Origin of the sequence: Streptomyces griseorubiginosus (assembly GCF_017614965.1) — a bacterium.
GTDB lineage: Bacteria > Actinomycetota > Actinomycetes > Streptomycetales > Streptomycetaceae > Streptomyces > Streptomyces griseorubiginosus_B.
Genome location: NZ_WVUG01000106.1, coordinates 1 through 19101, shown reverse-complemented (window position 1 = coordinate 19101; position 19101 = coordinate 1). Strand labels below are relative to the sequence as shown.

The 19101-nt window shown below is 70.7% G+C and carries 15 protein-coding genes and 3 pseudogenes; 10 read left to right on the top strand and 8 right to left on the bottom strand.

Features of this window, described 5'->3' with window-relative positions:
- The first annotated feature begins 127 nt into the window (after positions 1–127).
- The 3 genes from GRC12_RS20805 (at position 128) to GRC12_RS20795 (ending at position 3029) form a co-directional block, all read left to right on the top strand.
- The gene (locus GRC12_RS20805) at positions 128–1012 is read left to right on the top strand and encodes an RNA polymerase sigma factor SigF (protein ID WP_439959899.1); all 885 of its coding nucleotides are present in this window, start codon (positions 128–130) and stop codon (positions 1010–1012) included.
- Positions 1013–1326: 314 nt separating this feature from the next.
- A complete protein-coding gene (locus tag GRC12_RS20800) occupies positions 1327–2217 on the top strand; it encodes an RNA polymerase sigma factor SigF (RefSeq protein WP_208780816.1) in 891 nt (296 codons plus the stop codon).
- Positions 2218–2297: 80 nt separating this feature from the next.
- Positions 2298–3029 (top strand): hypothetical protein, encoded by a 732-nt coding sequence (locus GRC12_RS20795; RefSeq protein ID WP_208780815.1) that lies wholly within the window; start codon positions 2298–2300, stop codon positions 3027–3029.
- 23 nt (positions 3030–3052) lie between these two features.
- On the opposite strand, the gene GRC12_RS20790 is transcribed toward GRC12_RS20795, so the two are convergent.
- Positions 3053–3250 carry a hypothetical protein gene (locus GRC12_RS20790; protein WP_208780814.1) on the bottom strand — a complete coding sequence of 66 codons (198 nt, stop codon included), beginning with the start codon at positions 3248–3250 and terminating at the stop codon, positions 3053–3055.
- 194 nt (positions 3251–3444) lie between these two features.
- Between GRC12_RS20790 and GRC12_RS20785 the strand changes: the two genes are divergently transcribed.
- From GRC12_RS20785 to GRC12_RS20755, 7 genes and pseudogenes are all read left to right on the top strand, one after another.
- Positions 3445–3951: a MarR family winged helix-turn-helix transcriptional regulator gene (locus GRC12_RS20785; protein ID WP_208780813.1), complete on the top strand. Its 507-nt coding sequence runs from the start codon at positions 3445–3447 to the stop codon at positions 3949–3951.
- Positions 3952–3964: 13 nt separating this feature from the next.
- Positions 3965–6520 carry an MFS transporter gene (locus GRC12_RS20780; protein ID WP_208780812.1) on the top strand — a complete coding sequence of 852 codons (2556 nt, stop codon included), beginning with the start codon at positions 3965–3967 and terminating at the stop codon, positions 6518–6520.
- A 103-nt stretch (positions 6521–6623) separates the two neighbouring features.
- Positions 6624–7445: a YceI family protein gene (locus GRC12_RS20775; protein WP_208780811.1), complete on the top strand. Its 822-nt coding sequence runs from the start codon at positions 6624–6626 to the stop codon at positions 7443–7445.
- A 48-nt stretch (positions 7446–7493) separates the two neighbouring features.
- Entirely contained in the window at positions 7494–7967 is a 474-nt protein-coding gene (locus GRC12_RS20770; protein WP_208780810.1) for a PPOX class F420-dependent oxidoreductase, read from the top strand.
- 98 nt (positions 7968–8065) lie between these two features.
- A pseudogene (locus GRC12_RS20765) lies at positions 8066–8176 on the top strand (PPOX class F420-dependent oxidoreductase); the annotation flags it as partial.
- 98 nt (positions 8177–8274) lie between these two features.
- Positions 8275–8385: pseudogene (locus GRC12_RS20760) on the top strand (PPOX class F420-dependent oxidoreductase); the annotation flags it as partial.
- A 98-nt stretch (positions 8386–8483) separates the two neighbouring features.
- Positions 8484–8594: pseudogene (locus tag GRC12_RS20755) on the top strand (PPOX class F420-dependent oxidoreductase); the annotation flags it as partial.
- A 3-nt stretch (positions 8595–8597) separates the two neighbouring features.
- Here GRC12_RS20755 and GRC12_RS20750 read toward each other — a convergent pair.
- The 7 genes from GRC12_RS20750 to GRC12_RS20720 all read right to left on the bottom strand — a co-directional run bounded on the left by GRC12_RS20750 (position 8598) and on the right by GRC12_RS20720 (position 18382).
- Positions 8598–9359, bottom strand: a complete 762-nt coding sequence (locus GRC12_RS20750; protein ID WP_208780809.1) for a TetR/AcrR family transcriptional regulator — start codon at positions 9357–9359, stop codon at positions 8598–8600.
- Between the two features lie 305 nt (positions 9360–9664).
- Positions 9665–11866 carry a glycosyltransferase family 39 protein gene (locus tag GRC12_RS20745; protein WP_208780808.1) on the bottom strand — a complete coding sequence of 734 codons (2202 nt, stop codon included), beginning with the start codon at positions 11864–11866 and terminating at the stop codon, positions 9665–9667.
- Positions 11863–13347 carry a bifunctional glycosyltransferase family 2/GtrA family protein gene (locus GRC12_RS20740; RefSeq protein WP_208780807.1) on the bottom strand — a complete coding sequence of 495 codons (1485 nt, stop codon included), beginning with the start codon at positions 13345–13347 and terminating at the stop codon, positions 11863–11865. The genes GRC12_RS20745 and GRC12_RS20740 overlap by 4 nt, the downstream gene beginning before the upstream one ends.
- 14 nt (positions 13348–13361) lie before the next feature.
- A complete protein-coding gene (locus GRC12_RS20735; RefSeq protein ID WP_208780806.1) occupies positions 13362–15032 on the bottom strand; it encodes a sensor histidine kinase in 1671 nt (556 codons plus the stop codon).
- Complete coding sequence (locus tag GRC12_RS20730) at positions 15029–15769, bottom strand: response regulator transcription factor (protein WP_234491525.1); 741 nt, start codon at positions 15767–15769, stop codon at positions 15029–15031. Before GRC12_RS20730 ends, GRC12_RS20735 begins: the two co-directional genes overlap by 4 nt.
- Positions 15770–16015: 246 nt before the next feature.
- Positions 16016–16891, bottom strand: a complete 876-nt coding sequence (locus GRC12_RS20725) for an amidohydrolase family protein (RefSeq protein WP_439959898.1) — start codon at positions 16889–16891, stop codon at positions 16016–16018.
- Positions 16892–17497: 606 nt separating this feature from the next.
- A complete protein-coding gene (locus tag GRC12_RS20720) occupies positions 17498–18382 on the bottom strand; it encodes a DUF2797 domain-containing protein (protein ID WP_208780804.1) in 885 nt (294 codons plus the stop codon).
- Positions 18383–19101: the final 719 nt, after the last annotated feature.

The window sequence follows — 19101 nt, the reverse complement described above, 5'->3', positions numbered from 1 at the left end:
TCGTGCATCTTTTGCACCAACTTGCCCCTCAACACGGCGTAACACATCGTTATGCGGTGCTTGCACACAGTGCACATGTCTTGTGATGCTATGACCGCTTTTGACGGATGAGTTGATCGATGAAGAGGTGGCGTTGACCGTGTCGGCCAGTACTGCGCCTCCCCAGGAAGCCGTCGCCGAAGCCGTCGTGGAAACCGTCGTGGAAGCCGTCACGGAACCCCCGGCGGCCCCCGCCGCCGCGCCGCGCAGCCGTGGCGCCGACACCAGGGCCCTCACCCAGGTGCTCTTCGCCGAGCTCAAGGAGCTGCGGCCCGGCACCCCGGAGCACGACCGGGTGCGCTGCGCGCTCATCGAGGCCAACCTCCCGCTGGTGCGCTACGCCGCCGCCCGTTTCCGCTCCCGCAACGAGCCGATGGAGGACGTCGTCCAGGTCGGCACCATCGGGCTCATCAACGCCATCGACCGCTTCGACCCGGACCGGGGCGTGCAGTTCCCGACCTTCGCCATGCCGACCGTCGTCGGGGAGATCAAGCGGTACTTCCGGGACAACGTCCGCACGGTCCACGTACCGCGCCGGCTGCACGAGCTGTGGGTGCAGGTCAACAGCGCGACGGAGGACCTCACCACGGCGTTCGGGCGCTCCCCCACCACCGCCGAGATCGCCGAGCGGCTGCGCATCACCGAGGAGGAGGTGCTGTCCTGCATCGAGGCCGGCCGCTCCTACCACGCCACCTCGCTGGAGGCCGCGCAAGAGGGCGACGGGCTGCCGGGACTGCTGGACCGGCTCGGCTACGAGGACCCGGCCCTGGACGGCGTCGAGCACCGCGATCTGGTCCGGCATCTGCTCGTCCAACTCCCGGAACGCGAACAGCGAATCCTTCTTCTGCGCTACTACAGCAATCTCACCCAGTCGCAAATCAGTGCGGAACTCGGGGTCTCCCAGATGCACGTCTCCCGCCTACTCGCGCGTAGCTTCCAGCGGCTGCGATCCGCGAATCGGATCGAGGCATAAGAGGCGCACGGGCGCACGCTCCGGAACACACCGGAACGCCCCAGTTCGCAAGCAGGATCGAGTCGTAACCGGTACGAGCGAATCGCTCACCAGGGACGTTCCCGACTGTTCTCTGCCGAAAAACGCTCAGACCCCCTCTTTCCAGGGCCGTTTCGTATCTCGCATGTCGACATGTCACTACAGCGTGTTGCCGACATGTGACATTCTTCCGCCAGTGCGTTTGCCGCGGCTTCGGCTCCGGTATTCAGGTGAAGGCTGAACTCCTCACCAGGGGAGGCTCGGCCGCGACCGTCCCGCGACCCAAAGGGGGTGGCATGTCCGCAGATCAGGGCAGCTCGAAGGTGCTCACGCTCACGAAGAGCGAGACCGCGCCCGACGCCGTTCTCGACGACGTCACGGTCCTGGAGGCCGTGCCGGCCCCGGCCCTTCCGGCCTCCTCGGAGGCCATCGACACCCGCACCCTGTCCCGCTCCCTCTTCCTGCGGCTTGCCACGCTGGACGAGAACAGCCCCGAGCGCATGTACGTCCGGGACACCCTGATCGAGCTCAACCTCCCCCTCGTGCGGTACGCGGCGGCCCGGTTCCGCTCGCGCAACGAGCCGATGGAGGACATCGTCCAGGTCGGCACGATCGGGCTGATCAAGGCGATCGACCGGTTCGACTGCGAGCGGGGCGTGGAGTTCCCGACCTTCGCGATGCCGACGGTCGTCGGAGAGATCAAGCGGTTCTTCCGCGACACCTCGTGGTCGGTTCGGGTGCCGCGCCGGCTGCAGGAGCTGCGCCTGGCCCTCACCAAGGCCAGCGACGAGCTCTCGCAGAAGCTGGACCGCTCCCCGACCGTCCCCGAACTCGCGGCCGTGCTCGGCGTGTCCGAGGAGGACGTGGTCGACGGCCTCGCGGTCGGCAACGCGTACACCGCGTCCTCGCTGGACTCGCCGGCCCCGGAGGACGACGGCGGCGAGGGCTCGCTGGCGGACCGGCTGGGCTACGAGGACAGCGCGCTGGAAGGCGTCGAGTACCGCGAGTCCCTGAAGCCCCTGCTGGCCAAACTCCCGCCCCGGGAGCGGCAGATCATCATGCTCCGCTTCTTCGCGAACATGACCCAGTCGCAGATCGGCGAGGAGGTCGGCATCTCGCAGATGCACGTCTCCCGCCTGCTGACCCGCACGCTGGCCCAGCTGCGCGAAGGCCTGATCTCGGACTGAGCGGAGACTGAGAGCGAAGGCAGAGAGCGGAACGGAACCCGGGGGTTCCTTTTTGACGGAGCGTCAGCCACCATGGCGCGATGCTGCGAGCGACTCCCGGGACGACATGGACACGTGGCCGTCGAGGCGCCCTGATCGGCGCGTCGGCGGCCGTCGTCTGTCTGGGCGCCGCACTGGCGGCGTGCGGGGGCGGCGGGCGCGAGGGCTATGTCGCCACGGGCGCGGTGGGCGGTCCGCAGGCCTCCGGTGCGGCGGCCCCGACGGGCGGCGTGACGCTGGTGCCGCTGGAGCGGCCCCGGGCCACGACGGGCAGGGGCGGGGCGCCGACGACGACGAAGGGTGAACGGGACGCGAGTGCGGGGAGCATGGACGCGCCGGGCGGCACTGCTGCCGCCGGGACACCCGGTGCGCAGGCCGGCTCCTGGACCGGCGGCGCCAAGTCCGGTCGTACGACGCCCACTTCACCGCCCTCGACGGCAACTCCGGGTCCGACGGCTCCCGTCGGACGCGCCTCGTTGAGCTGGGGCGAGCCGGTCCGCACGGCCACCGAGCAGCGGTGGTGCGAGGACGTCGAGCTGACCTTCGCCAACTCGGGCGGGACAGCGGTGCGTTCGGGCACGGTGACGTTCGGGACGCACATCATCGGGCTGCTCGGCATCGACTGGGCGACGGTCGAGTCGGCCGAGCCGCTTCCGGTGCCGATCGCGGCCGGGGCGCGCAAGGAGAAGACCTGGACGGTGTGCGTCGACGCCTGGCGCGTGCCGCTGGGCATGCACGTCGAGACGCGGGACGTCACCGTCCAGTGGAAGTAGGGCGCCTCCGTAGCGCGCCCGAGTTACATCAGGGCGAGCCAGGCCACTGCGGCGACGACCGCGACGGCCACGACGACGCCGACGATCAGGCCGATGCGGGGGCCCGCGGGGGCGGGGGCCTGCTGCTGCCGACCCTGCGGTCCCTCGTCCACGAACGCACGGAACATCTGCGTGCTGCCGGCGGGGTCGTAGTTGCCCTGGGGGTTCTGGGGGTTAGCCATAGCCCGAGACCCTAGCGAATAGGCGAGGGGGACCCAAGTGGGGGCCCTCCGGCCCCGGCGACCCGCCCCACCTGCGTGTTTACTTTCGCAATACTTGCCTTTGCCAAGTTTTTATGCCGATCACGCCATATTTGTTTGCCTGCAGCAACCAACAACTTCTATGGTTGCCCCAAGCAACGAATGCGGGAGGTGTGATGGCCGAGCGGGTGCAGTACGAGGAGTTGTTGCGCCAGTTCAGCGCCTTCGGCGCCGTGAAGCGGGAGATCGGGCGGATCATGCCGTCCGACTGCCCGAGCGGCAGCGCCGCCGTGCTGACCCTGCTGGGCCGCTTCGGCGACATGCGCATGAGCAAGCTGGCCGACCTCCTCGCCGTGGACATGTCGGTCACCAGCCGCCATGTCGCGCACCTCGCGGAGCGCGGCTGGATCGACCGCTCCCCCGACCCGGCGGACAAGCGGTCCCGGATCGTGCACCTCACCCCCGCGGGCCTCGCCCGTCTGGAGGCGCTGTCCGAGCGGACCACGCAGCTGCTCGCCGAGCGGCTCGCCGACTGGAGCGACGAGGAGGTCGCCCAGCTCACCGGGCTCATGGCCCGGCTGCGCGCCAGCTTCGACGACAGCCGGGTCGCCGCGCTGCCGCCCCGGCTCCCGCCGCCCGCCCCCGCACTCGAACCGACCACCCGTACACCCGCGAGCACCTAAGAAAAGGAAACCCATGGCAACGACCACACCAGCCGGTGTGCGGGCTCATGCCAAGCACGGGGGAGGTGCCTCCGCCGGCAGCGCCCCGATGACGCACCGGCAGATCATGGAGGCGCTCTCCGGGCTGCTGCTCGGCATGTTCGTGGCGATCCTGTCCTCCACGATCGTCACCAACGCCCTCCCGCACATCATCGGCGACCTCGGCGGCGGCCAGTCCGCCTACACCTGGGTCGTCACCGCCTCGCTGCTGGCGATGACCGCGACCACGCCCCTGTGGGGCAAGCTCGCCGACCTGTACAGCAAGAAGGCGCTCGTCCAGATAGCCCTGGTCATCTACGTACTGGGGTCGATGGCCGCCGGGCTCTCGCAGAACCCGGGCATGCTGATCGCCTGCCGTGTCGTGCAGGGCATCGGCGTCGGCGGTCTGAGCGCGCTCGCCCAGATCGTCATGGCCGCGATGATCTCCCCGCGTGAGCGCGGCCGTTACTCCGGCTACCTCGGCGCGACCTTCGCCGTCGCCACCGTCGGCGGCCCGCTGCTCGGCGGTGTCATCACCGACACCTCGTGGCTGGGCTGGCGCTGGTGCTTCTACGTCGGCGTCCCCTTCGCCGTCCTCGCGCTGATCGTGCTGCAGAAGACCCTGCACCTGCCCGTCATGAAGCGGGACGTGAAGGTCGACTGGGCCGGCGCGTTCTTCGTCGCCGCGGCCGTCTCGCTGCTCCTGGTCTGGGTCACCTTCGCCGGTGACAAGTACGACTGGATCTCCTGGCAGACCTACGCGATGGTCGGCGGTTCGATCGTCCTCGGCCTGGTCTTCGTGCTCGTCGAGTCGAAGGCCAAGGAGCCGATCATCCCACTGCGGCTGTTCCGCAACCGCACCATCACGCTGGCCTCGGTGGCCTCGCTGTTCGTCGGTGTCGCGATGTTCACCGGCACGGTGTTCTTCAGCCAGTTCTTCCAGATCGCCCGCGACAAGTCCCCCACGATGTCCGGTGTGATGACCATCCCGATGATCGGTGGGCTGTTCGTCTCCTCCACCGTCTCCGGGCAGTTCATCACCCGCACCGGCCGCTGGAAGGCCTGGCTGGTCAGCGGTGGCGTCCTGGTGACGGCCGGCCTCGGCCTGCTCGGCACCATCCGGTACGACACGGCGTACTGGAAGATGGCGATCTTCATGGCCCTGATGGGTCTCGGCATCGGCATGATGATGCAGAACCTGGTGCTGTGCACGCAGAACCAGGTCGACCCGGCCGACCTCGGCTCGGCCAGCTCCACGGTCACCTTCTTCCGCTCCCTCGGCGGTGCGGTCGGCGTCTCGGCGCTGGGCGCGGTGATGGCCCGCCGGATCACCCACTACGTCGCGGACGGCGCCGCCGCCCTCGACCCCAAGTACCGGGCCGCGCTGGCCGGTTCCAGCTCCTCCGGGGACAGCATCCCGGACCTGGGCAAGCTGCCGGCCCCCATCCGCACCCTCATGGAGAGCGCGTACGGCCACGGCATCGCCGACGTCTTCCTGATCGCCGGCTGCCTCGCCGCCGTCGCGTTCCTGATCACCCTGTTCATCAAGGAGGTCCCGCTGAGGACCAAGGGCGCCCTGGCGCAGGCGGCGCACGCGGAGCGGACGCCGGCCGAGGCGGAGGCCCCTTCGGCGGCTCCGGTCGCCGCGCAGGCCCCCGCCGCCGAGCACGTCCCGAGCTGGGCCGTGTCCGACACGGAGGCCGCGAAGGCCACGGAGGCCGCCGCCGACGGCACGCAGAAGCTCGCCGCGGTGGCCACCCTCGCCCGGCCCGAGGCGACCGAGGGCTCCGGCGGGATCCCGGTGCGCGGCTTCGTGCGCGGCGCCGAGAGCGCGCCGGTGCCGCAGGCGGCCGTCACGCTGATCTCGCTGGCCGGACGTCAGCTGGGCCGCTCGGTGACGCAGGGGGACGGTTCGTACGCGGTGGACGCGCCGAGCGTCGGGTCGTACGTCCTGATCGCCTCCGCGGACGGGTTCCAGCCGCAGGCGTCCACGGTCGTGGTGAACGGTGAGCCGGTGTCGTACGACATCCTGCTCAGCGGCACCAGCGGGCTGAACGGGCTGGTGCGGGCCGCGGAGAACGGGCTGCCGGTCAAGGACGCCATGGTCATCGTGACCGATGTGCGCGGGGACCTGCTGGCCACCGGAAACACCGGTGAGCAGGGCGAGTTCTCCTTCGCCGAGCTGGTGCCGGGGCAGGTCACCGTCGCCGTGAACGCCGCCGGGTTCCGGCCGCGGGCGCTTCCCGTCGAGGTCGGCGGGGCCGGGGTGACCCGGATCGAGGTCGACCTCGACTCGGGGGCGCAGCTGCAGGGTGTCGTACGGGCGCCGCACGGGCCGCTGGCCGACGCGCGGGTCACGCTGGTCGACGCGGCCGGCAACGTCGTGGGGACCGCGACCACCGGGGCGGACGGGGCGTACGCCTTCACCGACCTGAACAGCGGCGACTACACGGTCATCGCGACCGGCTACCCGCCGGTGGCCACGGCCCTGACGGTCAGCGGCCGCGGGGTCGACGGCCACGACATCGAACTGGCCCACCCGGCCGAGTAGTTCGAACCCCGGCCCGTGGCGGTGACGCGCTCCGATCGCTCGGACGCGTCCCCGCCACGGGCCGGTTCTCTTGAGACCGACAGCTTTCGCAGGGAGAAACGGGATGGGACTGACCGCGAGGATCCGAACGCGGGACGGATGGGCCGTGTCGCACGCGGTCGTCACGGTGACCGACATGACCGGCGCGCAGGTGCTGCGGGCCGAGGCGGACGCCGAGGGGGCCGTACGGGACACGACCGCGCTGGCCCCCGGGCCGTACGTCGTCATCGTCACCGCCGTCGGGTACGCGCCCGCCGCGTCCACGGCGATCGTCACCGCGAGCGGCCGGGCCGAGCTCGGGAACGTGACGCTGGCCCGGCAGGGCGGCACCGAGCTGCCGCCGCCGGGGGCGTGGACCATCGACCCCGCGCACTCCTCGGTGGGCGCGGTCGCCCAGCACCTGGGCATCTCCAGCGTCCACGGCCGCTTCACCGACTTCGCCGGGCGGATCGAGATCGCGCCGGACGAGGTGGAGAAGTCGCGGGTGGAGGCGGTGATCCGGGCCGCCTCGATCGACACGGGCAACGGCATGCGCGACGACCATCTGCGCTCGCCGGACTTCCTGGACGCCGAGAAGTACCCGGAGATCACCTACCGGTCCTCCGGGCTCACGGCGGCGGGCTCCGACCGCTGGACCGTGCACGGGGAGCTGACCCTGCGCGGGATCGTCCGGCCGGTGGACCTGGACCTCGCCTACCTGGGCACGGGCGCCGATCCCTGGGGCGGCACCCGGGCCGCCTTCCGCGCGACGACCGAGCTGCGGCGCGAGGACTTCGCCATGAACTACAACCAGGTGATCCAGGCCGGGATCGCCGCCATCGGCACGACCCTGCGGGTGGAGCTGGACATCCAGGCGGTGCAGGGGGAGTCCCTGCCGCAGGCGTAGGCCTGACAGGAGCAGGCTGAGCGGAGGCCGTCGGCCTAGGCTGGCTCCATGGCACCGAACATCGCTACGAACACGACCGTCTCGCTGGACGAGTTGCTGGACTTCGTACGGCCGCGGCACCGCGCGATCCTGCTCACGCGACGGGCCGACGGAAGCCCGCAGGCCTCGCCGCTGACCTGCGGGGTCGACGACTCGGGGCGGATCGTGGTCTCCACGTACCCCGAGCGCGCGAAGACACGGAACGCGAAGCGGGACGACCGCGTCAGCCTGGTGGTCCTGAGCGACGACTGGAACGGACCCTGGGTCCAGATCGACGGCACCGCGGAGGTCATCGACTCCCCCGACTCCGTGGAGCCCCTGGTGGAGTACTACCGCAACATCGCCGGCGAACACCCCGACTGGGACGAGTACCGCGAGGCGATGGTCAAGCAGGGCAAGTCCATCATCCGGGTCACCCCCGAACGCTGGGGCCCGGTCGCCACCGGCGGGTTCCCTGCGCGGCTGGGCTCGCCGGGCGCCTGAGGGCCAGTCGACACCGTCCAACGCCACCCGACGGACGGAGTCCGGCGCAGCGCTCCGAAGCCTGCGAAGCAGCGCGAGGGGCGCAGAAAGAAGGGGCCCGCGAGGCGATGGTCAAGCAGGGCAAGTCCATCATCCGGGTCACCCCCGAACGCTGGGGCCCGGTCGCCACCGGCGGGTTCCCTGCGCGGCTGGGCTCGCCGGGCGCCTGAGGGCCAGTCGACACCGTCCAACGCCACCCGACGGACGGAGTCCGGCGCAGCGCTCCGAAGCCTGCGAAGCAGCGCGAGGGGCGCAGAAAGAAGGGGCCCGCGAGGCGATGGTCAAGCAGGGCAAGTCCATCATCCGGGTCACCCCCGAACGCTGGGGCCCGGTCGCCACCGGCGGGTTCCCTGCGCGGCTGGGCTCGCCGGGCGCCTGAGGGCCAGTCGACACCGTCCAACGCCACCCGACGGACGGAGTCCGGCGCAGCGCTCCGAAGCCTGCGAAGCAGCGCGAGGGGCGCAGGAAGAAGGGGCCCGCGAGGCCATGGTCAAGCAGGGCAAGTCCATCATCCGGGTCACCCCGGAGCGGTGGGGACCCGTGGCCACCGGCGGCTTCCCGGCACGGCTGGGCTCGCCGGGCGCCTGAGGGCTAGTGGGGCCTGGCGGTCATCGCCTCGATGCCTGCGATCAGGAGGTCCAGGGCGAAGGTGAAGTCCCTCGCCCTCATCTCCTCCACCGTGTCACCGCCCCGGGCCGCCATGATCTCCTCGTTCTCCTTGACGATCTCGGCGGCCTCCGGTGACCGGGTCACCGCGGTCATCGCGTGCTGGAAGTACTCGTCCTGGGTCATCCCCGCCTCCGCGCAGCGGGCGATGAAGTGGCCCTCGATGGTGCCGTACCCGTACACGAACTGGAAGACGAGCGAGATGGCGCCGGTCAGGCCGTGCACCGGCAGGCCGGTCTTGCGGATGACCCGCTGGACGACCCTGGAGAAGGCCAGCGAGTTCGGGCCGATGTTGAGGAACGTGCCCGCCAGCGGAGACAGCCAGGGATGGCGGACCAGCAGCCCGCGGTACTCCGTCGCCAGCGTGCGCAGCTGCTCGCGCCAGTCCTCGTCGGCGTCCGCGTCGGGCAGGGTGAGTTCGCCGTAGACCGCGTCCAGGGCGAGTTCGAGGAGGTCGTCCTTGGTGTCGACGTACCAGTAGACGGACATCGCGGTGACCTTCAGCTCGGCGGCCAGCCTACGCATGGAGAACTTCGCCAGCCCCTCGGCGTCCAGGAGCCGCACGGTCACCTCGGTGATGCGGTCCCGGTCGAGCCCCGACGGCTGCCCGCCGCCGCGCCCGCCCCGACGGACCTTGCCCTCCAGCCACACACTGGTCCGCACGGCCCGCTCGGCTGCCCTCACCATGGCGTACCTTCCTAGACTTCCGTTCACACATCGAGGTGCCGGCCGGCGGCCGGCCCTCGGGCGGCCACCATCTCCGAGTCTGCCCGCTGCGCACGTCGCAGCAACGCCGCCGCCACGAACCCGCCCGGCAACGCGAGCACGGCACGCCCCAGCTGACCGGCCTTCAGCCCCTCGGCCAGCCCCCGGAGGAACTGAGCACGGCCCCGAGCACGGAGATGACACCGAGGATCAGACATGCCATACACCGCATAGCTGGCAGCTATGCGGTGTACAACGCGTTTTCTGTCAGATCGTCGGGCTGAGGGTCAGCTGCTCGCCTTCTGCGTCAGGTCGTAGAAGGTCGACGAACCCACGGTCACCTTCTTGAAGTTCTTCTCGACCCAGGACGTGATCTGCGAGGACGTACCGCTGCTGCTGCCCCCCATGCCGCCCATGCCGCCTCCGGTGCCGGAGGAGATGAAGTAGTGGATCTTGCCGTCCGCCACGTACTTCTGGAACTGGGCCAGCGTCGGGGACGGGTCGGTGCCGTTGAAGCCGCCGATCGCCATCACCGGGTCACCGGTGGAGAGCTGGTAGCTCGCCGCGTTCTGGGCGCCGATGGCCGCGGCGACCCAGGTGTACTTGGACGAGTCGGTCTCCAGCAGCTTCTTGGCCGCGGAGGAGACGCTGGCGCCGTTCAGCAGACCGCCGACGCCACCGCCGCCGCCACCGCCGCCGCCCCCACCGGGGAAGCCGTTGCCGTTCTGCCGGCCCTGGGTGTTGCCGTTGCCCTGCTGGTTCTGGCCCTGCGTGTTGCCGTTGCCGTTCTGGCCGGGCATGCCGCCGAAGCCGCCGGTGCCGTTGCCGTTCTGCCCGCCCGGCATGCCGCCGCCGAAGCCGCCCCGCATACCGCCGCCACCGGGACCGCCCATCATGCTCGCGCCCGCCGGACCAGCCGTGACGATGGAGCCGGTGTGGCCCGTCTGCAGGGTGCTGAGGGTGTACGCGGTCGGGCCGGCCAGGGAGGCGACCAGACCCACGGCCGCCGCCCCGAGGGCGAGCTGCCGGTTGATCCGGCCGGCGAAGATGAGGCCGAGCGCGGCGGTCAGACCGCCGATCAGCACGAGGTACTTCAGCCAGGGCAGGTAGCTCGAGGTGCGGTTGAGCAGGACGTAACTCCACACCGCGCTCGCCACGACCGCGCCCGCGAGGGTGATCGAGGCCCAGGTCTCCCTGCGCTTCTCCCACAGGATCGCCGAGCCCATGCCGATGACCGCGGCCATGTAGGGAGCGAGGGCCACCGTGTAGTACTGGTGGAAGATGCCCGCCATGTAGCTGAAGACGACCATGGTCATCAGCAGCGAGCCGCCCCAGACCAGGAACGAGGCGCGGGTGACCGAGGTCCGCTTGAGTTTGCGGGTGGCCACCAGGCCGGCGACGAAGAGGACCAGCGCGGCCGGGAGCAGCCAGGAGATCTGGCCGCCGACCTCGGAGTTGAACATCCGGTTCCAGCCGGTGGCGCCCCACATGCCGGTGCCGCCGCCTCCGCCACCGCCGCCGACGCTGCCGGTCTCGTCGCCGCTGAGGCGGCCGAAGCCGTTGTAGCCGAAGGTCAGCTCGAGGAAGCTGTTGTTCTGCGAACCGCCGATGTAGGGGCGGGAGGACGCGGGCCACAGCTCGACGATCGCGACCCACCAGCCGCCGGAGACGACCAGCGCGAGCGTCGCCGCGGCCAGCTGTGCGAACCGCTTCCTCACCGGCACCGGCGCGCAGACCGCGTACACGATCGCCAGCGGCGGCAGGATCAGGAAGGCCTGCAGGGTCTTGGCGAGGAACGCGAAGCCGATCGCCACACCGGCCCACACCAGCCACCTCGTCCTGCCGTCCTCGACGGCACGCACCACGAAGTAGCAGGCCAGCGCCATCAGCAGGGCCAGCATGGCGTCCGGGTTGTTGAACCGGAACATCAGCGCCGCGACGGGAGTGAGCGCGAGCACCGCACCCGCGATCAGACCGGCCCCGGGGCTGAAGCGGCGCCGCACTCCCGCGTAGACCACGGCCACCGCGCCGACGCCCATCAGGACCTCGGGGAGAAGGATCGCCCAGGAGTTGAGGCCGAGGATCCGCACCGACAGCTCCATCGGCCACAGAGACGCCGGGGGCTTGTCGACGGTGATCGCGTTGCCCGCGTCCAGCGAACCGAAGAAGAACGCCTTCCAGGACTTGCTGCCGGCCTGCACGGCCGCCGAGTAGAAGGAGTTGGCGTAGCCGGAGGCGCTCAGGTTGTAGAGGTAGAGGAGCAGGGTGGCGGCCAGCAGTCCGAGGAAGGCCGGGCGCGCCCAGCGGGGGTCCTCGGGGCGGCCGCGCCACAGTCTGCGTACGAAGGGCTGCCGCGGCTCGCCGGCCCGGGGCTCGGTGGGGATCACCGGCTCCTGCACGGCCGTGGTCACCGTGGGGCCGGGGGGCGGCCCCCAGGAGGAGGGACCGGGTCCCCCCTCGTACGTCGTCCGGTCGTAGTGGGTGGTCATCGGGCGTCCCTCGGATCGGTGTCGGTCGGACGCACCGGCTGCAGATGCAGCGTGGCGTCCTCCCAGGTGCGGTCCGCGACTTCGCCGGCGCGGAACTGGGTGGTGTCGTGGCCCCGGTACGCGGCCGGGCGCTGTGGCAGCGGGTGCTGCGGCTGGTACTGCGGGAACGGGGTCGTCGGGGTCGTCACGTACGTCGGCGAGGACGGGGTGTGCGCGGCCACCACCGTGGACGGCCGGCTGTCGTCCCGCTCGGGGAAGACCCAGGCGCGGAAGAGCAGGAAGCGCAGCACGGTCGCCGCGAGGTTGGCGGCGATCAGCACCGCCAGCTCGGTGGAGTGCGCCGGGTCGGACGTCGCCGCGTTCAGGGCGGCGAGCGAGCCGCTGGTCAGGGCGAGGCCGATGCCGAAGACGACGAGGCCCTGCGCCTGGTGGCGGACGGCGCCCCCGCGGCCGCGCACCCCGAAGGTCAGACGCCGGTTGGCGGCCGTGTTGGCGACCGCGGAGACGAGCAGCGCGAGCGCGTTGGCGAGCTGCGAGCCGCCGAACTGCCGGAAGAGGCTGTAGAGGACGAGGTAGAAGAGGGTCGACAGACCGCCGACGACACAGAACCCGACGAGCTGGCGGGCCAGTCCCTTCGGCACGTCCTGGATCTCGCGGTCACGCGGGTCGTCGCCGAACGGGCGGGTGATCCGGTCCAGCGGCAGCGAACCGGTCGCGAGCGCCTTGCCCACCCGCCACACGCCCTTGAGGTCCTCGGTCGCCGTCTTCACGATGTGGACGGTGGAGTCGGGGTCGTCGACCCAGTCGACGGGCACCTCGTGGATACGAAGGCCCGCGCGTTCGGCGATGACCAGCATCTCGGTGTCGAAGAACCAGCCGGTGTCCTCCACCAGCGGCAGCAGCACCTGGGCGACATCACGCCGGATCGCCTTGAATCCGCACTGCGCGTCCGAGAAGCGGGCCTGCAGCGAGCCGCGCAGGATCAGGTTGTACGTCCGTGAGATGAACTCCCGCTTGGGACCGCGCACCACCCGGGAGCTGCGGGAGAGCCGCGAGCCGATGGCGAGGTCCGAGTGGCCCGAGATCAGCGGGGCCACCAGCGGCAGCAGGGCGTTGAGGTCGGTGGAGAGGTCCACGTCCATGTAGGCGAGGATCGGGGCGTCCGAGGCGGACCACACGGTGCGCAGGGCGCGTCCGCGGCCCTTCTGCTCCAGGCGGAAGTTCCTGACCTCGGCGATCTCCGACTCCAGCCGCGACGCCACCGTCGGGGTGGTGTCGGTCGACGCGTTGTCCGCGATGGTGATGCGGAACGCGTACGGGAACGTGCGCTTGAGGTGCTCGTGCAGTCTCAGCACACACGGCTGGAGGTCCTTCTCCTCGTTGTAGACGGGGATCACTACGTCCAGGACAGGCGTACCGGCGTCGCCGGCCGGGAGGTGCTCCCGCGCCGGCAGGGTGCCGGGAGAAGAGTCGGTTCGCATGGAAACGACTGTGGTCAAGTGCCCTGTTGCACCCATGTGCTGGCACTGTGCTGCACCTGTGAGTGCGATTGCCAGTTCGTTTCGGGAGCCGGGTGGGGGAGCGCCGGGGCGAGCGCCGGCAGATGGACGGTGAAGACCGTACGGCCCGGAACGCTGTCCACGGTCACCGCGCCGCCGTGCGCGGTCGCGACGGCCTGCACGATGGCGAGCCCGAGCCCGGTGGACCCCGTGGCACGCGAACGCGCCGAGTCGCCGCGGGCGAACCGCTCGAAGACGTGCGGCAGCAGGTCGGGCGGGATGCCCTGGCCGTTGTCCTCGACGTCCACGCACATCCACGGGCCGCGCCGCTGGATCCGTGCGGTGACGGTGGTGCCGGGCGGCGTGTGCTTGCGGGCGTTGCCCAGCAGATTGACCAGCACCTGCTGGATGCGGGCCGCGTCCGCCGACACCAGCGCAGGTTCGTCGGGCAGGTCCAGCCGCCAGTTGTGGTCCATGCCGGCCGCGCGGGAGTCGCTGACGGTGTCCACGACCAGCGGGATCAGATCGGTCTGCTCGAACTGCAACGGCCGCCCCGCGTCGAGCCGGGCGAGCAGCAGCAGATCCTCGACCAGGAGGGTCATCCGTCCGGCCTCGGACTCGATCCGGCCCAGGGCGTGCCGGGTGTCGGGCCCGACCTGCTCCCTCCCGCGCCGGGTCAGCTCGGCGTACCCGCGGATGGAGGCGAGGGGGGTGCGCAGCTCGTGGCTGGCGTCGGCCACGAACTGCCGTACCCGCATCTCGCTCTGCTGACGGGCGTGCAGGGCGCCGTGGACGTGGTCCAGCATCCGGTTGAGCGCGGCGCCGACCTGGCCGACCTCGGTGTGCGGATCGGTCTCGGACTCGGGCACCCGCTCACTGAGATTCACCTCACCGGTGTGCAGCGGCAGTTCGGACACCCGGGTCGCGGTGGCGGCGACGCGCCGCAACGGCCGGGTGGCGACACCGACGAGCACGTAACCGGCGATGACGGCGGCCCCGAGCCCGGCGGCGGTGACGCTGACCTCGACGAGGATGAGGGTGTTGATCGTGTTGTCGACCTCAGCAGTCGGGAGGGCGACATAGTAGGAGTCGCCGCCGTTCGAGACGTACCGGACGCGGTAGTCCCCGAGACCCGGGATCGACACGGAGTGCTCGTTGTTGTCCTTCGCCACGGAGGCGAGGGCAGCTGTCTGGGCCGTGGTGAGACTGGCCGCCCGCATGTTCTTGAACACGCCGTTGCTGTCGCTCGTCTGCTCCGCGACGGCGGCACTGACGATCTTGCCGTTCTGCACGTAGGCGGCGACAGTTCTGGGCTGCGTCGGGGGTTGCTTGACGAACCTACTGGCCTTGGCACTCGCCGGCGTGTCGTCGTCACGAGCGCTGGGCGGGACCGACGTCCCAGCGGAACTGCCGTTCGAACCGTCGAGCTGACCTCCGGGAGGCTGCTTGCCGTCCATGCGACCGCCGACCGCGCGCATGGCGACGTCCCTCACCTTGGTGTCGAGCTGGTCGTACAGATGAGACTTCAGCGCCACTGTCGTCACCGTGCCGATCACCGCGCACACCACCGCGATCAGCACCACGGAAGCGACGACGAGCCGCGCCCGCAGGGTGCGCGGCTGTCCCGCTCGTCGCTGCTGCGGACGCGTTCGTCGTCGCCCGCTCATGAGGCGGCGGGCTTGATCAGATAACCGGCCCCACGCCGCGTGTGGATCATCGGCTCCCGCCCGGCATCGATCTTGCGCCGCAGATACGAGATGTACAGCTCGACCACATTGGCCTGCCCACCGAAGTCGTACGACCACACCCGGTCGAGGATCTGCGCCTTGCTGAGCACGCGCCGAGGATTCCGCATCAGGAAGCGCAGCAGCTCGAACTCGGTCGCGGTGAGGTGGATGGAGTCCCCGGCCCGCGACACCTCGTGGCTGTCCTCGTCCAGGGTGAGGTCACCGACCACGAGCACGGAGTCCGAGCGCCGGTCGGCGGCACCGGAACGGCGGATGAGACCCCGCAGCCGCGCCACGACCTCCTCCAGGGAGAACGGCTTGGTGACGTAGTCGTCGCCGCCGGCGGTGAGCCCGGCGATACGGTCCTCGACCGCGTCCTTGGCCGTCAGGAACAGCACCGGCACGTCCGGCAGCTCCCGGCGCAGCCGCCCCAGGACGGTCAGCCCGTCCATGTCCGGCAGCATCATGTCGAGTACGACGGCGTCGGGACGGAACTCACGAGCGGTCTGGATGGCTCCCGTGCCGTCTCCGGCCGACCGTATCTGCCAGCCCTCGTAACGGAGGGCCATGGACAGCAGTTCGGTGATCGACAGCTCGTCGTCCACCACAAGCACGCGGACGGGGCTCCCGTCCGGCCTCAGCAGTTCGGTGCGCCCCTGGGGCGAGGTCGTGGTCATGGTGGACACACTGTCTGGATCCTCTGAGAGCACCCTTTCGACAACCTGTGATTTCCCTGAGAAACGCACAGGCGCCTCTCAGGGAACCCCTGGGAAGTTCTTGCCCGGCCGTGTCCGCGCCGGTCGGGACGGGTTCATCATCCGTGGGCCGGGGTGTTCGGAACGTAAAGGCTGTCTGTGGGGGGCCTGGGTGAGAGAGGTTCCCGGGGCTCGAAGCCCCGGGGAGGGGTAAGGAACCCACGGGCCTCAAAGTCCGAAGAGCCGCGCCCCGTTGTCGTGGCACACGGCCCGCAGCCAGTCGTCGCCGAGGTCCAGGCGCTCCAGGGCGTGGAGTTGGTGGACGTAGGGATACGGGATGTTGGGGAAGTCGCTGCCCAGCAGAACGCGTCCGCCGAGGTCCGCGAGCCGGGGCAGGGCCCGCCCGGGGAACGGCGCGAACCGTTCACTGAAGTCCGTGAACGCCATCGTCGTGTCCAGCCGCACCTCCCCGTACCGCTCGGCCAGGTCGAGGAAGTCCTCGTACTCGTGCATCCCCATGTGCGCGACGACCAGCCGCAGCCGGGGATGGCGGGCCAGCACGCGGGCGATCGGCTCGGGCCCGGTGTGCTTGCCGGGCGCGGGTCCTGAACCGCAGTGGATCACCACCGGCACGCCCGCCTCCGCGAGCAACCCCCAAGCCGGATCGAGGAGTTCACTGGCCGGGTCGTACGCGCCCACCTGCACATGCGCCTTGAAGACCCGCGCCCCGGCGTCGACCGCCTCCTGGACGTAGGCCTCGACCCCGTCCTCCGGGAAGAGGGTCGAGGTGTGCAGACAGTCGGGAGTGCGGGCGGCGAACTCGACGGCCCAGCTGTTGAGCCACCGTGCCATGCCGGGCTTGTGCGGGTAGAGCATGGCGGTGAAGGCCCGCACCCCGAACTCCCGTATCAGCGCGACCCGTTCCTCCTCCTCCGCCCGGTACGTGATCGGCCACTCCACCCCGCCGGTCAGCGGCCCGAGCGAGTCGAAGTAGCCCCACACCTTGCGCAACACGCGCTCGGGCATGAAGTGCGTGTGCACATCGACCAGCCCCGGCAGCCCCAGCCGCTCCCAGAACCACCGGACCTGCCCGGCCTCCGCCATCTCAGCCATATGCCCTCTCGAACCCACTCGCCGGTCTTCTCCCGCCTCTCATCCTCACCCTCACCCAGATCTGGATGCTCGGAACAGCCCGGCGAGCGGTTCCTCAGCCCCGGCGGAGTAGTTCCTCAGCCCCGGCGGAGCAGGCCGTCAGTTTCGGTCGAGCAGTTGGCCAGACACGGCGGAGCAGGCCGTCAGCCCCGGCGGAGCAGTCGGCTGGGCCCGGCGAAGCAGTCAGCTAGACCCGGCGATCAGGCCGTCAGCCCCGGCGAAGCAGTCGGCTGGGCCCGGCGGAGCAGTCGGCTGGGCCCGACGAAGCAGTCGGCTGGGCCCGACGAAGCAGTCGGCTAGACCCGGCGATCAGGCCGTCAGCCCCGGCGGAGCAGTCGGCTGGGCCCGGCGATCAGGCCGTCAGACCGGGCGAAGCTGGCAGCCAGATCGGCGACGAGGCCCGCCAGATCGGGCGAAGCAGGCCGTCCGCGCCGCCGAAGAGGCCCGCCAGACCCGCCGAAGAGGCCCACCAGACCCGGCGAAGCAGGCCGTCCGCACCGCTGAAGAGCCCCGCCAGGTCCACCGAAGAGGGCCCACCAGACCCGGCGAAGCGAGCCGTCAGAAGAGTCCGTCCTGAAACCCGGCCGCCTCCCTCACCCCCCTCACCTCTCTCACCGGAACGGTGATCCCCTCCCCGTCCCCGCTAGGCACGATGGCCCACCCCGTCATCAGCCGCGTGTCGAGCACGATGACCCCGCGTCCCGTCGCGAGGTGCAGATCGGGCCCCGCGGCCGCGAGCAGCTTCCCGTTCACCCCGCTGCCCGCGGCCAGCTCTGTCACCTCCCCCGCGGCGGCCGGAAGATCGGTGAGCCCGAACACCCCCACGTGGTCGACGACTTGGCACGGCTCCCGCCTCAGCGACTCCGGCCAGGCGGTCAGCGCGCAGGCCCGGCCGTGCAGCGCCTCCACCTCGGCCGCCCGCTCAGCCGCCGAAGCCGGCAGCCGGGATCGGACGGCCCGCTTCTCGCCGTACGGAATGCGGTCGGGCACCCGGAGCGCGGCGCGCAGCAGCTCCTCCGTGCGCCGGGCGGCCATCAAAGGCCCCAGACCCAGCCAGCTGAAGCACACCGCGCCCTGCTCGAGCAGCCGCGCCGAGCCCCGTTCTTCGGCGGTGATCCCGACCTTGACCATGCCGGGCCCGAACCACGCCAGATACACGTGGTACGGGCGCGGATCGTCCGCGATCGTGTCGGCGGCAACGGAGTGCGCCCGGTCCAGCCGCGCGCACTCCTCGCAGCGGGCCCCCGTACTCCGTCCCGGCACGGCCGCCCGCACCGGGCACGTATGCCCCCGCGCTCCCACACATGTCCGTACACCCCCGTCCGCGACCCTGAAGGCCACCCGTTTCCCCCAGGTCAGCGCGCTGCGCCGACCACCGTCCCAAGCCAGCACGGGACCGCCGCCCGCCCACCGCAGCCCCGAGCACTTCCATGCCTGTGCCATCGCCTCCGAGATTAGAGGGCACCACTGACAACGGGCTCCGGCGACCGTATCCGTGCAGGTCAGAGCCCAGATTGGCGTACCGCGGCAGACTCGGGCGCCTCAGCGAAGTCCGCTACAGCAGCAGTTCAGGGACGGCGGCGGGCTCCGGCAACGCCCCGTGCGCCTCCGCCGCGGGGATCGCCTTCCGTCCCGTCCCGCCAACCGGAAAGGCGACCGGTACACCCTCCGGGCCGTCCTCCCTGAAGACGGGTTGTTCGGGCCGGGGTCGTTGTGGCAGACGACTGGGTGCCGACCTGCGAGGAGGCAGCACCCGCGTCAACGCCCGGTACCGCCTCGTGCCCACGGCCTCGCACTCCTTCCACCGACGGATCCTCGGGGTGCGGGCAACCCCCCGGAATTACGGCCACCTACACCTCCCGTCCGGTGGGAGGCTTCATGGCGAGGGCGCCGCCGCAGCGGCATCGTGGAACCGAAGCCAAAGACGCGCCGAAGGGACATCCGATGAACCCGCTCGAGCCCATCACCACCAGGAAGACGACCGCGAAGCCCAGCGCGAAAGCAACCTCGAAGCCCACCGCAAAGGCAAAGGCAAAGGCAACGGCGATGGCAACCGGAAAGACAACGGAACAGGCGGCGGCCCCTGCCCAGCCCCCTGACGAGGGCGAACTGACCCCGCTCCTCACCGCCTGGGACCGGGCCCACCCGGACCCCTCCGACCC